The sequence below is a fragment of the Rhodococcus sp. IEGM 1370 genome (assembly GCF_033142325.1).
Taxonomy (GTDB): Bacteria; Actinomycetota; Actinomycetes; order Mycobacteriales; family Mycobacteriaceae; genus Rhodococcoides.
Window position 1 is genome coordinate 501,513 of sequence record NZ_JAWLRY010000001.1, and the last position, 14,982, is coordinate 516,494.

13 protein-coding genes are annotated in these 14,982 nt (G+C 64.4%); 11 read left to right on the forward strand and 2 right to left on the reverse strand.

Annotated elements, in window-relative coordinates; genetic code table 11:
- Positions 1–9: 9 nt before the first annotated feature.
- Both R4P47_RS02475 and R4P47_RS02480 read right to left on the reverse strand, forming a co-directional pair.
- Positions 10–1,563: an NCS1 family nucleobase:cation symporter-1 gene (locus R4P47_RS02475; RefSeq protein WP_149405318.1), complete on the reverse strand. Its 1,554-nt coding sequence runs from the start codon at positions 1,561–1,563 to the stop codon at positions 10–12.
- A 200-nt stretch (positions 1,564–1,763) separates the two neighbouring features.
- The gene (locus R4P47_RS02480) at positions 1,764–2,480 is read right to left on the reverse strand and encodes a GntR family transcriptional regulator (RefSeq protein ID WP_300514642.1); all 717 of its coding nucleotides are present in this window, start codon (positions 2,478–2,480) and stop codon (positions 1,764–1,766) included.
- 70 nt (positions 2,481–2,550) lie between these two features.
- Between R4P47_RS02480 and mftE the strand changes: the two genes are divergently transcribed.
- From mftE to eutC, 11 genes are all read left to right on the forward strand, one after another.
- Entirely contained in the window at positions 2,551–3,237 is a 687-nt protein-coding gene (gene mftE / locus R4P47_RS02485) for a mycofactocin biosynthesis peptidyl-dipeptidase MftE (RefSeq protein ID WP_317784002.1), read from the forward strand.
- Positions 3,238–3,362: 125 nt separating this feature from the next.
- Positions 3,363–4,760: a mycofactocin biosynthesis glycosyltransferase MftF gene (gene mftF / locus R4P47_RS02490; protein ID WP_317547794.1), complete on the forward strand. Its 1,398-nt coding sequence runs from the start codon at positions 3,363–3,365 to the stop codon at positions 4,758–4,760.
- Positions 4,761–4,793: 33 nt separating this feature from the next.
- Positions 4,794–6,275 (forward strand): mycofactocin system GMC family oxidoreductase MftG, encoded by a 1,482-nt coding sequence (mftG, locus tag R4P47_RS02495; RefSeq protein ID WP_411567280.1) that lies wholly within the window; start codon positions 4,794–4,796, stop codon positions 6,273–6,275.
- A 91-nt stretch (positions 6,276–6,366) separates the two neighbouring features.
- Positions 6,367–6,504, forward strand: coding sequence for a hypothetical protein (locus R4P47_RS02500; RefSeq protein WP_176460347.1), 138 nt, complete (start codon positions 6,367–6,369; stop codon positions 6,502–6,504).
- A 109-nt stretch (positions 6,505–6,613) separates the two neighbouring features.
- Positions 6,614–7,909 carry a transcriptional regulator gene (locus R4P47_RS02505; RefSeq protein WP_068051494.1) on the forward strand — a complete coding sequence of 432 codons (1,296 nt, stop codon included), beginning with the start codon at positions 6,614–6,616 and terminating at the stop codon, positions 7,907–7,909.
- Between the two features lie 121 nt (positions 7,910–8,030).
- Entirely contained in the window at positions 8,031–9,554 is a 1,524-nt protein-coding gene (locus tag R4P47_RS02510) for an aldehyde dehydrogenase family protein (RefSeq protein WP_068051492.1), read from the forward strand.
- Positions 9,554–10,093: a DUF779 domain-containing protein gene (locus R4P47_RS02515; RefSeq protein ID WP_300514581.1), complete on the forward strand. Its 540-nt coding sequence runs from the start codon at positions 9,554–9,556 to the stop codon at positions 10,091–10,093. Before R4P47_RS02510 ends, R4P47_RS02515 begins: the two co-directional genes overlap by 1 nt.
- Before the next feature lie 80 nt (positions 10,094–10,173).
- Positions 10,174–11,157: a cation transporter gene (locus R4P47_RS02520; protein WP_317784003.1), complete on the forward strand. Its 984-nt coding sequence runs from the start codon at positions 10,174–10,176 to the stop codon at positions 11,155–11,157.
- Between the two features lie 136 nt (positions 11,158–11,293).
- Positions 11,294–12,748: an ethanolamine permease gene (gene eat / locus R4P47_RS02525; protein ID WP_269594359.1), complete on the forward strand. Its 1,455-nt coding sequence runs from the start codon at positions 11,294–11,296 to the stop codon at positions 12,746–12,748.
- A complete protein-coding gene (locus R4P47_RS02530) occupies positions 12,745–14,157 on the forward strand; it encodes an ethanolamine ammonia-lyase subunit EutB (RefSeq protein ID WP_317784004.1) in 1,413 nt (470 codons plus the stop codon). The genes eat and R4P47_RS02530 overlap by 4 nt, the downstream gene beginning before the upstream one ends.
- Positions 14,154–14,930, forward strand: coding sequence for an ethanolamine ammonia-lyase subunit EutC (eutC, locus tag R4P47_RS02535; protein ID WP_317784005.1), 777 nt, complete (start codon positions 14,154–14,156; stop codon positions 14,928–14,930). The genes R4P47_RS02530 and eutC overlap by 4 nt, the downstream gene beginning before the upstream one ends.
- The last annotated feature ends 52 nt before the right edge of the window (positions 14,931–14,982 follow it).

The window sequence follows — 14,982 nt, forward strand, 5'->3', positions numbered from 1 at the left end:
GAAGAGATCCTATGCCTTCGCTGGAACGTCGAAGTTGGTGACAGCCAGCTTGGTTCGCGTCGCAAGGAAGTAGTACGTGGCGAATCCGATGCCGCAGCCGATGAACCAGCTGTACTTCGACGCCGTGGACATACCGGCGATCTCCAGGCCGTCGACGGCTCCGTTGAACAGCACGGTGAACATCGCCACCGCTGCGCCCGCGACGGTCGCGTACACCGCCGCCGGGTTGTAGCCCTTCGAGTACCAGTACAGGCCGGTCTTGGACATCGAGAAGAGTTCGTCGACCGCCACGTGCTGCTTACGGATCAGGTAGTAGTCGGCGATCAGGATTCCGAACAGAGGCCCGATGAACGCGCCGAGGGTCTCGAGCGTCAGGTGGATGACCTCGGGATTGTTGTACAGGTTCCACGGGGTGATCAGTACCGAACCGACTGCGGCGATCATGCCACCGGCGCGCCAGCTGATGCGTTGCGGGCTGACGTTGGAGAAGTCGAAAGCCGGAGCGATGAAGTTGGCGACGATGTTGATGCCGACCGTCGCGATGGCGAAGGTGAGGGCACCGAGGACGATGGCGAAGGTGCTGTCGATGCGGGCGACCGTCTCGACAGGGTCGGTGATCAGCTCGCCGAACACCGGCAGAGTCAGCGAGGCGGTGACGACAACGAGGATGGAGAACACCAGGAAGTTGACCGGCAGACCGAGGAAGTTGCCCTTCTTGACGGCAGCGTAGGACTTTCCGTACCGAGAGAAGTCACCGAAGTTGAGCATCGGACCGGAGAAGTACGAGACGACGAGCGCAATGGCTCCCAGCATGACGGGAACGGCGCTGAAGCCGGTGTACTCGACATCGCCGAGGGTGAGATCGATTGCGCCCCAGCCGGCTTTCCAGATCAGGTAGCCGCACAGCATGAACATGACGACGTAGACGGCAGGGCCGCAGAAGTCGATGAACTTGCGGATCGACTCCATCCCGCGCCAGAACACCGCAGCCTGAACGACCCAGAGGAACAGAAAACTCGCCCAACCGAGCAGCGACAGTCCGGCGAAACCGTAGTCCGCGGTGACGGCGTACGGAGCCAGAGACGGGAACAGCTTGATCAGCACGATGTCGAGGGCAGCCGATGCCAAGAATGTCTGGATGCCGTACCAGGCCACCGCGATCAGGCCACGGATGATCGCCGGGATGTTGGCACCGAGCACTCCGAAAACGCTGCGGCAGATGACCGGATACGGAACCCCCGTCACCTGGCTCGGCTTGGCGACCAGATTGCAGAAGAAGTAGACGATCGTGATGCCGACTAGCAACGCGATCAGCACCTGCCAACTGGCCAGCCCGAGCGCGAACAGGCTGCCCGCCGTCACGTAACCGCCGACCGAGTGCACGTCCGACATCCAGAAGGCGAAGAGGTTGTACGAGGTCCAGGTCTGCTTCTTCAGCGGAGCGAGATCCTCGTTGGTCAGCCGTGGGTCATAGGTGTCCTTGATCAGTCCACCACCGACGGGGTGGCCCGCGGCTTCCACGAGATCTCCCGTTTGAGCGGGACCGTGCGCTGTATCTGTCATCGATGCTCCTGACGGCATGGCGTATGAGACGAACGAAGGAGGTGAACGAGCGAATGAGGAAAAGTTAGCGGCGAAGTGTTGCGCACTCGTGACGAGAGCGATATATCTTTTCGGTCGTTCCTGCAGGCTCCACTCCCGTATCTTTTCCGGTCGTTCCTGCAGGCTCCACTCCCGTATCTTTTCCGGTCGTTCCTGTGGCCCTATTCCGACGACGGATCGGCGAACAACCCATGATCGTTCGACAGCGTCGAAATGACCGAATTGAGACGCGTGTGGTGATGCTGCGCGGCACGCAGCAAGCCAGCGGAATCGCCGGCCAGAAATGCCGCGAGCATTTCGGCGTGATCGCTGTGCAGCGAAGCCCTGTCCGACCCGGCGACATGCACCATGGGTTGCACGGGTTCGGTGATGTTCCAGGCGGATTCGAGCATGTGCAGCAATCGATGCATGCGGGACGGACGGGTCAGGGACAGGTGGAACTCACGCGAGAGGCGGTGATATTCTCGCGAGTCGTCCTGGGCAAGCGAGGCCTCGAGTTGACGATTGATCTCGACGATGTGGGCCCGGTCGGCCTCGGTGGCGAGCTCGACTGCGGACGGTAGTGCAGCCGTCTCCAATACCTCTCGCACGATGTACATTTCGCGAAGTTCGGCTGCGGTCAACTGCGCAACCGTGTAGCCCAGATTCGGTCGATGATCGACCAGTCCCTCGCCGATGAGTGTCTTGAGGGATTCGCGCACCGGAATTCTGCTCACCCCGAAGAGTTCCGCTACTTCATTGAGTGGAATCGGCGTATTCGGCGGCGCATCGCCGGCAAGAATGACTCGGCGTAACTCTTGCAGAATTGTCGGTTGCGGGCCGCCGGGTGCCGATATCGACAATTGCGAGAGCAATACGGATCGGCGACGGGGTGGCACGAATCGAAGATTATCGTCGCAGTGTTTCGGCGGCGTGACGTCCTCGTTCCATCCGATAGCATCTGCACTCATGGCCACGGACCCCCTCGGTACGCAGTACTGGCCGGACCTCGACGGGTCTCGCACCCTGGTGGTGCCGGTCGGCTCGATCGAGCAGCACGGTCCGCACCTCCCGCTCGATACCGACACTCGTATCGCAACCGCCGTGGCGCACACCATCGCGGATGCTCTCGTGGCCCCCGCGATCGCGTACGGAGCCAGTGGCGAGCACGAGGGATTTCCCGGCACCGTGTCGATCGGGGCCGCAGCTCTCGAATCGGTTCTGGTGGAGTACGGGCGTTCCGCGTGCCGCTGGGCCGAGCGAGTGGTGTTCGTCAACGGACACGGAGGCAACGGCCCCACCGTGCGCTCTGCCGTACTGCTGCTGCGCTACGAGGGCCGCGACGTCGTGTGGTTTCCGTGCGCGATACCGGGAGCAGATGCTCACGCCGGGCGCACCGAAACGTCGTTGCTGCTGCACCTTTCGCCCGAGGTGGTGAACATGAGCAAGGCCGAGGTGGGCAATGTAGCCGACATCGCCGATCTGTTGCCTGCGCTTCGCGTCGACGGCATGGCACCGATCACTGCGAACGGGGTGCTCGGTGATCCCACCGGGTCCGATCCGGAGGAGGGGCGTCGGATGTTCGAGCAGCTCTGCACCCGCGCCGGCGATGCTGTGCAGAGATGGAGTCCCTCCGAGCACGGAGTGATCACATGAACGAGCTCGATGGAATGCCTGCTGAGGAGCCGTCCGACGATTCCGGAAAAACGGGGCATGGGTATGTTCCGTCCGATTTCACGGGTGGCCGACACTTCGGCGTCTCGTCCGCTTACGATCTCCTGATGGGTGAAGGTCGGTTGCCTGACGGCTTCGGGGTGCGAGTCGATCCACGCGTACGCACATTCTCCGAAGGACGAGTCCTGATCGGTGGTTCACCGACACGCATGCTCAAGCTGGCACCGACGGCAGCGGCGATGATCGGTGACGGTTTCATCGAAGTGACCGACTCGCAGTCCGCTCTCGTCGCTCGCAAACTGCTCGACTCGGGTGTCGGGAACCCGCGCCCTATGTCGATCCCGTCGCCGAGCGACGTCACCGTGGTCGTACCGCTCAAGAACAACGAGGCCGGGTTGGAGCGCTTGATCGCCGCACTCCACGGTCTGCACGTCATCATCGTCGACGACGGGTCGGATGTTCCGGTCGCAGTGCCGCGGGTCTCGTGGAGTGTGGGCAGCGTGACGGTGCTCCGACACGAGCACTCGCGCGGACCCGCTGCGGCGCGAAACACGGGATTGCGATGTGCCACAACAGATTTTGTGGCTTTCCTGGACTCGGACGTCGTTCCGCGCAAGGGATGGCTCGAGGTGATGCTGGGACACTTCTCGGATCCGGCCGTGGCGCTGGTGGCACCCCGAATCGTCGCGCTGGAGCCCGAGGGCAGCGCCCTGGCCCGGTACGAACATGCGCGCTCGTCCCTCGATCTCGGTCGCAGGGAAGCAGCGGTACGCGCAGGCAGCTCGGTCTCCTACGTGCCCAGTGCGGCAATGCTGATTCGTCGGTCGGTGGCGATGGACTGCGAGGGATTCGACGAGTCGATGCACGTGGCCGAGGACGTGGACCTGTGCTGGCGGCTGCAGGAGGCGGGTTGGCGACTGCGCTACGAACCGGTCGCTCACGTCGCGCACGAGCATCGCGTCACCTTCGTCGAGTGGTTCGCCCGCAAGCTGTTCTACGGGACCGGTGCCACACCGTTGTCGGCACGTCATCCGGGAATGGTGCCGCCCATCGCAATGTCGCCGTGGACGTTGGTCGCATGTCTGCTCGCCGCGAGTCTGACGAGGATCGGACTCGTCGGTGCCGCCGCCACACTCGGTGTCACGATCGTCCGCCTGCGCAAGATGTTCGTCGGTCTGGATCAGCCCACGCGGATCGCGGCCATTCTCGCTGCCGAGGGTTTCGTGGCGGGGTTGTGGCAGTTGGCGTCGGCCCTGTGTCGACACTATTGGCCGATCACCCTGCTCGCTGTGCTGCTGTCGAGTCGTATTCGTAGAATAGCGCTGGGATTGGCTGTTGCAGAGGCGTTTTCGGATTGGTACAAGCATCGGGAACTCGGCGGCCTCGACCCGGTGCGGTATGCGTTCTACAAACGTGCCGATGATGTTGCGTACGGCGCAGGCCTGTGGCGCGGTGCACTGTCCGCGCGCAGCATGGACGCGCTCAAGCCTCGCCTGGACGGCTGACGCGGTGCGAGCCGGGCCCGCCCCGCAGACGGAGTGATCGGAATCGAGCACGCGGACGTCATCGTCGTGGGAGGCGGATCCTGCGGCTGCGTCGTTGCGTCGAGGCTCAGTGAGAATCCGGATCGGTCGGTGCTGTTGCTCGAAGCCGGGCCTGCGTTCTCCGGCGTCGCCGACGTTCCGGCGGCTTTGCTCGACGCGTCGACGCTTCCCATCGGTCCCGGGAGCGAATGGGTGGGCACCTATGCGGCCGAACTCGCGGCGGACGTGTCTCGGACGATCGCGCGGGGCCGGGTGCTGGGGGGCTCCGGCGCAGTGAACGGCGGTTACTTCGTCCGCGCCACGCCGGGTGACTTCGACGCCTGGCCGCAGTCGGTGTGGTCCTTCGATCAGGTGTTGCCGTTCTACATCGGCTCCGAAACCGATCTCGACGTCGGGGCGACCGGGCAGTGGCACGGTTCCCGCGGACCGATGCCGGTCTCGCGCACTCGCGTGCAGGACCGACATCCCGTGACGGCAGCATTCGTTGAGGCCGCGACGAACGCGGGCTTTCTGTTCCACGAGGACCTGAATGCTCCCGACGCGGCCGTGGGGGGAGTGGGCGTCGTGCCCTCGAATATCCGTGACGGGGTCCGCGTAAGTGCTGCTCTGGCATATCTGTTGCCAGTTGTCGGAAAGAAGAACCTTCGGGTACAGGGGAATACGACGGTCGCGTCGTTGATATTCAAGGGAAGCAAGGTGATCGGGGTCGAGATCATCGCCGACGGTGTACGCAGTGTCGTCGAGTCCGACACCGTTGTCATCTCGGCCGGCGCGGTGCAGACGCCCGCCCTGCTGCTTCGATCCGGCGTAGGACCGTCGGAAAGTTCTGCTGCGCTGGGTGTTTCGGTCATCGCCGACAGTCCGGGAGTCGGCCAGGGTTTCAGTGACCATCCCGAGGTTGCCGTTCCCGTCGTCACGACGAACGAATTCCCGACGGCATCTCGTGCTCTGGAAGCGGTGCTGCATGCGGGCGACGTGGAGATCAGGCCCTACACCAGAAGATTCGACCGACTCATTTCCGGGCTCCCCGCAGGTCCGCACGTGTTCGGTGTCGGCCTCATGCGCTCGACGGCGCGAGGGAGCATCGCGCTGCGCAGCACGGATCCGTTCGAGGCTCCGGACGTGCGCTACCGCTATCTCGAATCGGAGGGTGATCGGCAGGCGATGCGAGGTGGCGTCGCACTGGTGCGAGATCTGATCGCATCGCCGTCCATGGCCTGCGCTGAAGTCCCTGCGACCGACGACCCTTTCGCGGCACTGGGCACGTCGTTGCACCTGTCCGGTAGCGCCAGGATGGGTCCCGAGTCGGATCCGGGGTCGGTGCTCGACGATCACTGTCGCGTGCGGGGAGTGGACGGAGTCTTCGTGATCGATACTTCGGCGTTCCCGGTGGTGCCCAGCCGCGGCCCGCATGCGACGGCGATCATGTTCGCCGAGCGCGCCGCGGCGTTGATGGGAGGGGACCAGGCGCAATGACCGGTGACTGTTGCAGACCACGGTGGGGCGTGTAGGCGTAGCGTTCGTGGTCTGGGGACCGTTCAGGTTCCCCGATAGATGGGTTACTGCCATGTCGGACAAATCGCCCCGCAACACGATGACCAAGAAATCCGGCAAATCGCTCAAGGACAAGCGCGCAGACAAGCGGGCCAAATCGAGTGGTGACACCAGCAACGACATCATCACCACGGCCGTCAAGAAGAAGTAGGCACTGGGGGTCGGCGCAACCGGCCACGGCCGCGCGCGTCGGCCACGGCTGTATCCTTGCGTGTGAGCTGGGTTACAACGATGTGGACAGGTCACGGAGGAAGCGTCGAATGGCAAGCCGATCGGACAGTGGTGGCAACCCCTGGGTCGCAGTGCGCCCCGGCGAGGACGTCGCTGTGCTCGCGCGCCAGATGTCCAGTGCCCATCAATCTTTCGTCGACGATGTTCGTACCCACGGTTCGGCCGTCCGGTCCGTCGTTCTCGATTCGTGGATGCGCAGCCGAACCAAGGGTGTCGACCCGGACGGTGGCAACGACACTCCTGCGCTGACCGGTGCGGACCTCGAGCGCTACCGCAACGGACACCCGATGGCCATCATCCGCCCGGTGATTCGAAAGCTTCTGGTCGAGGACGCGTCCGACACCGGTTTGCTCGTTGCGATTTCCGATGCCGAGGGACGCCTGCTGTGGGTCGAGGGTGATTCCGCGGCCAAGGACCGAGCACTCGCGATGGACTTCGCCGAGGGGGTCGATTGGAGCGAGGAGAGCAAAGGCACCAACGCCCCCGGCACTGCGCTCGCGGTCGATCACAGCGTGCAGATCTTCGCATCCGAGCACTTCTCGCGGTCGGTGCACGAGTGGAGCTGCTCGGCGGCACCGGTGCACCACCCCACCAGTGGTCACATCCTGGGTGCCATCGACATCACCGGTGGCCCGCGGGTAGCGGTGCCCGAGGTGCTCTCGTTGGTGCGCGCAACGGTCGCCGCTGCTGAATCCGAGCTGCGCCTGCATCTGATGAACTCGCCGAAATCGTTGGGCGACACAGCTCCCCGGCTCGAGGTCCTGGGATCGGGACGGCCGGGAGTGGTGCGCGGATCCGGCCGGATACCGCTCTCTCAGCGGCACGCCGAAATTCTGCTTCTGCTCGGTGAGCATCCCGAAGGCCTGAGCTCCGACCACCTCGCCGTACTGCTCGACGAGCAGGAACTCGACTCGGTCACCATTCGCGCCGAGATGTCGAGGCTGCGCAAGGCCTTCGGTACTGCGGGCCTGGCATCGCGGCCCTACCGGCTGGTCGGCGAGTTGTCCTCCGACGTCGGCGATATCCGACGAGCCCTGGATCGAGGCGACGTCGACGCTGCTCTGCGCATCTATTCGGGCCCGGTGCTTCCCGGGTCGTCCGCGCCGGGAATCGAGGAGATCCGCGAGGAACTGCGGTCTCGGATGCAGGCCGCATTGCTCCGACTCGGAGATCCGGTGCTGCTGGCGCAGTGGACCTCGTCCATCCACGGGCGCACGGACGTCATCGCATGGGAGGCGTACCGGGCCACGCTCAGCCGCGACTCCGCGCTCTATGGGCAGGTCAGTGCGCGTATCGACCTTCTCGACCGCGATCTCGGCATCTGAGGAACCGGTCGCTCCAGGCCGTCCTCGGAATCGGCAACGTAGTTGCAACGTTGCAAGCCCTAGTGTCCTGAATCACACACCGCATCAACTGTGAAGCACGTGTCGATCAGGAGGATTTTCAATGTCCGTCTACGCCCGTCCAGGTACCGCCGATTCCGTCATGTCGTTCCAGTCGCGCTACGACAACTGGATCGGCGGCGAGTGGGTACCGCCGGTCAAGGGCCAGTACTTCGAGAACCCGACTCCCGTCACCGGTGAGAACTTCTGCGAGGTCGCCCGTTCCACGTCCGAGGACATCGAGCTCGCGCTCGACGCCGCACATGCCGCAGCCCCCGCATGGGGCAAGACCTCCGCGGCCGAGCGTGCCGTGATCCTGAACAAGATCGCCGACCGCATCGCCGACAATCTCGAGTCCATCGCGCTGGCGGAGTCCTGGGACAACGGCAAGCCGATCCGCGAAACACTGAACGCCGACATCCCGCTGGCCATCGATCACTTCCGATACTTCGCCGGCTGCATCCGCGCGCAGGAGGGATCGCTCTCCGAAATCGACAGCGACACAGTCGCTTACCACTTCCACGAGCCGCTCGGCGTCGTCGGGCAGATCATCCCGTGGAACTTCCCGATCCTCATGGCCGTGTGGAAGCTCGCCCCCGCCCTCGCCGCCGGTAACGCTGTGGTGCTCAAGCCCGCCGAGCAGACCCCCGCGTCGATCCTGCACCTGATCTCGATCATCGGCGATCTGCTGCCTGCGGGCGTGCTCAACATCGTCAACGGATTCGGCGTCGAGGCAGGCAAGCCGCTGGCATCGAGCCCGCGTATCTCCAAGATCGCGTTCACCGGCGAGACCACCACCGGCCGCCTGATCATGCAGTACGCGTCGCAGAACTTGATCCCGGTGACCCTCGAGCTCGGTGGCAAGAGCCCCAACGTCTTCTTCTCCGACGTGCTGCAGGCCAACGACGACTACCAGGACAAGGCGCTGGAGGGCTTCACGATGTTCGCCCTCAACCAGGGTGAAGTGTGCACCTGCCCGTCGCGCTCGCTGATCCAGGCCGACATCTTCGACGAGTTCCTCGCCCTCGCAGCCATCCGTACCAAGGCTGTGCGACAGGGAGATCCGCTCGACACCGAGACCATGATCGGCGCACAGGCCTCGAACGATCAGCTCCAAAAGATCCTGTCGTACATCGAGATCGGCAAGGGCGAGGGCGCACAGGTCGTCACCGGCGGCGAGCGCGCACAGCTGGGCGGCGACCTCAACGGCGGCTACTACATGCAGCCCACGATCTTCACCGGCAAGAACAACATGCGCATCTTCCAGGAAGAGATCTTCGGCCCGGTCGTCTCGGTCACGTCGTTCACCGACTACGACAACGCCATCGAGATCGCCAACGACACCCTGTACGGGCTCGGCGCAGGCGTCTGGTCGCGGGACGGCGGCATTGCCTACCGCGCCGGCCGCGATATCCAGGCCGGTCGTGTGTGGACCAACACGTATCACCAGTACCCCGCGCACGCGGCCTTCGGTGGTTACAAGCAGTCGGGTATCGGCCGCGAGAACCACAAGATGATGCTCGATCATTACCAGCAGACCAAGAACCTGTTGGTCAGCTACGCGCAGAAGGCACAGGGCTTCTTCTGATGAATGCCCCTCGGCCGCCTGCGCGGCTGAAGACCACCGTCGAGGCGATGGACCTGCTCCGTCGCCTCGGCGGTATCCACGGCGAACTGATGATGCATCAGTCCGGGGGATGCTGTGACGGGTCGTCGCCGATGTGTTATCCCGCAGGCGAATTCATCGTCGGCGACCGGGACGTTCTTCTGGGGTACATCGACCTCAGGCTCGGGGTCGGCGAGGTCCCACAGGATCTCCCGAGCGGGAGCGACGGTGTACCGGTATGGATTTCGGGGTCTCAGTTCCAGGCGTGGAAGCACACGCAACTCGTGCTCGACGTGGTTCCCGGCCGCGGCGGTGGGTTCTCGCTCGAATCGCCCGAGGGAGTGCGCTTCCTCAGCCGCGGACGTGCGTACACCGCCGAGGAGAACGATATCCTCGCCGAGCACCCACCGCTCGTGGGCGTCGACTGGGAAGAAGGCCGACGGCCGGAGATCCCCGACGATCCGCTGGTGGTCGCCGAGGCCGTCGATGCATGTCCCGTACCAGGGATGCTCCAGGGCTGAATGCCTGCGGCAGTGGTGCGGCTGAGAGCCCCAGGCGGCACTCAACCGCACCACTGCGCGGAGCGCATACAGTGCGAACGATGAAGAGCGCACCGAAGTCCGACCACGTCGAGGGTGACGAGAGCCTGCGCACCGTGGTCATCGCTTTCGTCGCCAACCTCGGCGTCGCGATCGCGAAGACGTTCGCGGCCGTGTTCACCGGATCTGCGTCGATGGTTGCCGAGGCTGCGCACTCCTGGGCCGATACCGGGAACGAGATATTCCTGCTCGTCGCCAATCGTCGAGGATCGCGCGGACCGGACGATCGACGGCCACTCGGGTACGGGCGCGAGACCTACTTCTGGTCGACTCTCGCAGCGGTCGGACTCTTCGTCGCCGGTGCGGCCGTGTCGGTGTGGCACGGCATCACCTCGCTGTTCGCCGGCGAATCGAGCAGCGAGAACTACCTCGTCGCATACGTGGTGCTCGGCATCGCATTTCTGCTCGAGGGAGTCTCGTTTCTGCAATCGGTTCGACAGATTCGCGGCGAGGCCGCCGAGTACCACAGAGACTTTCTCGATTACGCGCTCGAGACCTCGGATCCGACACTGCGCGCAGTGTTCGCCGAGGACAGTGCCGCACTGATCGGCATCGTCATCGCCGGTGCCGGAATCGGATTGCATCAGCTCACCGGTAACGCCGCCTTCGACGCCATCGGCTCGATTCTGGTGGGTGTGCTGCTCGGAATCGTCGCGTTCGTACTCATCGATCGAAACCGCCGATTCCTCACCGGCGAACCGGGATCGAGAGCATTATGGAACGCGGTGGTGCAGCGGATCGAGGAACTTCCCGACGTGGCGTCGGTCCGGTTCGTTCGCATCGAGTTCGTCGGTCCCAAACAGCTCTACGTGGTGGCGAGTGTCGATCTCGTCGGTGATTTCGCAGAATCACGCATCGCGCACACGCTCCGGCGGCTGGAGCGTGAGTTGGAAGCCAACAGAGCTGTGGTGGACGCAGTACTGACAGTCGCCGAACCGGACGAGGGAGACCTCGGCGACGTCAACGCCGCCGGTTACCAGCCGTAATTCGCCCGTCATTCATCGATGACGCGCCGCTTACATCACGCGCCTATCGTGAACCGATTCGCGCGCCACACCTGTTGTGAATCGTCCCCTCGGGCGTGACCGTCGTCCCGAGCGTTATGGCTACGAAAGGCTTGTCATGTCCGTAGTAGACCCCCAGTCGTCTCCTCCGAAATCGGGCTCCCACGAGAGCACTCAGTCACACGTCGAGGGCGGTGACTACCTGGCCAAGCGAACCCTGAAGAAGGGGACGGCCGGCTGGGTCCTGCTGGCGGGCCTCGGAGTCAGCTACGTCATCTCCGGCGACTACTCCGGATGGAATTTCGGTCTCGCCGAGGGTGGCTTCGGTGGTCTGCTCATCGCGGCGATCATCATCGCGGGCATGTACCTGGCCATGGTGCTCGGCATGGCCGAGATGTCCTCGGCGCTGCCCGCCGCAGGCGGTGGCTACACCTTCGCCCGCCGCGCTCTCGGCCCGTGGGGCGGATTCGCCACCGGTACAGCGATTCTCATCGAGTACGCCATCGCTCCCGCCGCCATCGCGACGTTCATCGGTGCCTACGTCGAATCCCTCGGGCTGTTCGGCATCACCGACGGGTGGTGGGTCTACCTGGTGGTCTATGCGGTGTTCATCGGAATCCATCTCTCCGGCGCAGGCGAAGCCCTCAAGATCATGTTCGTCATCACCGCGATCGCCTTGGTCGGACTCATCGTGTTCGCCGTCGCCGCCATCGGACAATTCGACGCGAGCAACCTGACCGACATCGCGCCCACCGACGCAGCCGGAGCTTCGGGATTCCTGCCGTTCGGCTACCTGGGCATCTGGGCTGCCGTCCCGTTCGCCATCTGGTTCTTCCTCGCGATCGAAGGCGTTCCGCTGGCCGCAGAAGAGGCCAAGGATCCGACCAAGAACGTCCCACGCGGCATCATCGCCGCCATGGGCGTGCTGCTCGTCACCGGTGCTGTCGTGCTGCTCCTGGTGACCGGCGCAGGCGGTGCCGACGCCGTCAAGGAATCGGGAAATCCGTTGGTGGAAGCCCTCGGTGACGGAACTGCGAGCAAGATCGTCAACTACATCGGCCTCGCCGGACTGGTTGCGTCCTTCTTCTCGATCATGTACGCGTACTCGCGCCAGCTCTTCGCGCTCTCGCGTGCCGGATACCTGCCGAAGACACTGTCCATCACCAACTCTCGCAAGGCCCCGACGCTCGCCTTGATCGTCCCCGGCGTCATCGGCTTCCTGCTCTCACTGACCGGTCAGGGCGCAATGTTGCTGAACATGGCCGTGTTCGGCGCGGCGCTGAGCTACGTACTGATGATGGTCAGCCACATCGTGCTCCGTCGCAAGGAGCCGAACATGGAACGCCCGTACCGAACCCCCGGCGGCGTCGTGACCACCGGATTCGCGTTGATCGTCGCAGCGCTCGCCGTGGTGGCCACGTTCGTCGTCGATTCCACCGCGGCACTGTGGTGCCTCGGCGTGTTCGTCGCGTTCATGGCCTACTTCGGCATCTACAGCAGGCATCATCTGGTCGCGAACTCGCCGGACGAGGAGTTCGCTGCGCTGGCCAAGGCCGAGGCCGAGCTGGAATGACGATCTACACCCAGCAGGTCTCGGGCACCACCTACACCTTCGACGGGTTGGTGGACTTGATGGCCAAGGCGACACCGCTTCGATCGGGCGACGAATTGGCAGGCTGCGCAGCCGAATCGGATGCCGAGCGCGCGGCAGCCCAGTGGGCATTGTCGGAGGTCTCGCTCGACGTCTTCCTGCAGGATCTGCTCGTGCCGTACGAGAGCGACGAGGTCACCCGGCTCATCATCGATTCACACGACCGCCTCGCCTTCGGATCGGTGTCGCACCTGACCGTCGGCGGCCTGCGGGACTGGCTTCTCCAGGTCACCGCCAGGCCGGACGCGGCCGCGACGTTGCGGTCGGTGGCCGCCGGACTGACTCCGGAGATGGTGGCAGCAGTCAGCAAGATCATGCGAAACCAAGATCTCATCGCGGTGTCTCGAGCCGTGCAGGTGACGTCGGCTTTTCGTACGACGGTGGGACTGCCCGGAACACTCACCACCCGGCTCCAACCCAATCACCCGACGGACGACCCCCGCGGAATCGCCGCGGCCACGCTCGACGGGTTGCTGCTCGGATCGGGTGATGCGGTCATCGGGATCAACCCGGCGACCGACTCGCCTCAGGCGACGGCCGAACTGCTGCACCTGCTCGACGAGATCCGGCAGCGCTTCGAGATTCCCACACAATCGTGCGTGCTCTCGCACGTGACCACCACGATGGAACTGATCGACAAGGGAGTTCCGGTCGATCTGGTGTTCCAATCCATCGCGGGCACCGAAGGAGCCAATTCGAGCTTCGGAGTGAACATTCCGCTGCTTCGGCAAGCCAACGAGGCCGGCCGATCGCTGCACCGCGGAACCGTCGGGAACAACGTCATGTATCTCGAAACAGGCCAGGGTTCGGCGTTGTCGGCGGGCGCGCATATCGGTACCGGCGACCGCCCCGTCGATCAGCAGACCCTCGAAACGCGTGCGTATGCGGTGGCCCGCGATCTCGAGCCGCTGCTGATCAACACCGTCGTCGGATTCATCGGGCCCGAGTACCTCTACGACGGCAAACAGATCATCAGGGCGGGCCTCGAAGATCACTTCTGCGGCAAGCTGCTGGGACTGCCGATGGGTGTCGACGTCTGCTACACCAACCATGCCGAGGCCGACCAGGACGACATGGACACCCTACTGACGCTCCTGGGTACCGCCGGGGTCGCGTTCGTCATCGCGGTGCCGGGTGCCGACGACGTCATGCTCGGCTACCAGTCGTTGAGCTTTCACGACGTGCTCTACGTTCGTCAGGTTCTCGGTCTGCGACCCGCACCGGAATTCGAGTCGTGGCTCTCCCGACTGGGCATGGTGGACGCCGACGGCAGAGTCCTCGACGTCGATGCCGCGGGATCGCCGCTGCGCGCGTTGATGAGTGCGCGATGAGCACGCCAGCGGAACGACCGGAAACAGAGTTCTGGGGCGAGTTGCGCGCGATGACGCAGGCTCGAATCGGGTTGGGCCGCATCGGTGATTCGTTGCCGACCACGCGGGTGCTCGAGTTTCGCTCGGCGCATGCTGCGGCGCGCGATGCTGTGCACATGCCGCTCGAGGTCGAGGAGTTCGTGGGCCGGGTGGAGCAGGTCGGTCTCGGTGCGCCGTCGGTGGTGACGTCGTTGGCGACGAGTCGCGCGGAGTATCTGCGACGGCCCGATCTCGGTCGGCAACCGAAGGATCTGTCGGAGGTGGTGAATTCCGAGAGCGAGATCGGCATCGTGCTGGGCGACGGGTTGTCCCCACGTGCGCTCGCCGATCACGGCGTGCCGATGCTGGAGGCGCTGAAAGCAGAGCTCTCCGATCGTTATTCGATCGCGGCTCCGGTGATCGCCACCGAGGCGCGGGTGGCGCTCGGTGACCACATCGCGGCTGCGATGGGTGTGCGGACGGTGTTGGTGCTGATCGGGGAGCGTCCGGGGTTGTCGGTCGCCGACAGTCTCGGTATCTATCTGACGCATCTGCCGAAACCCGGGTGCACCGACGCCGATCGCAATTGCGTATCCAACATCCATCCGCCGGAAGGCCAGGGGTATGCGCAGTCCGCACGAATCGTGGCCGGTCTGTTGGCCGGTGCCAGGAAGCTCGGGCGGTCGGGTGTGGCGTTGAAGGACACCTCGCGAGCCGATGTGCTCGAGGCAGGCGAGGCCCTGACCCTTGAGTGACATCCCCCTATTCGGGGGTGGCCGACGGTGACCGGGCTCACTACCGTGGCCG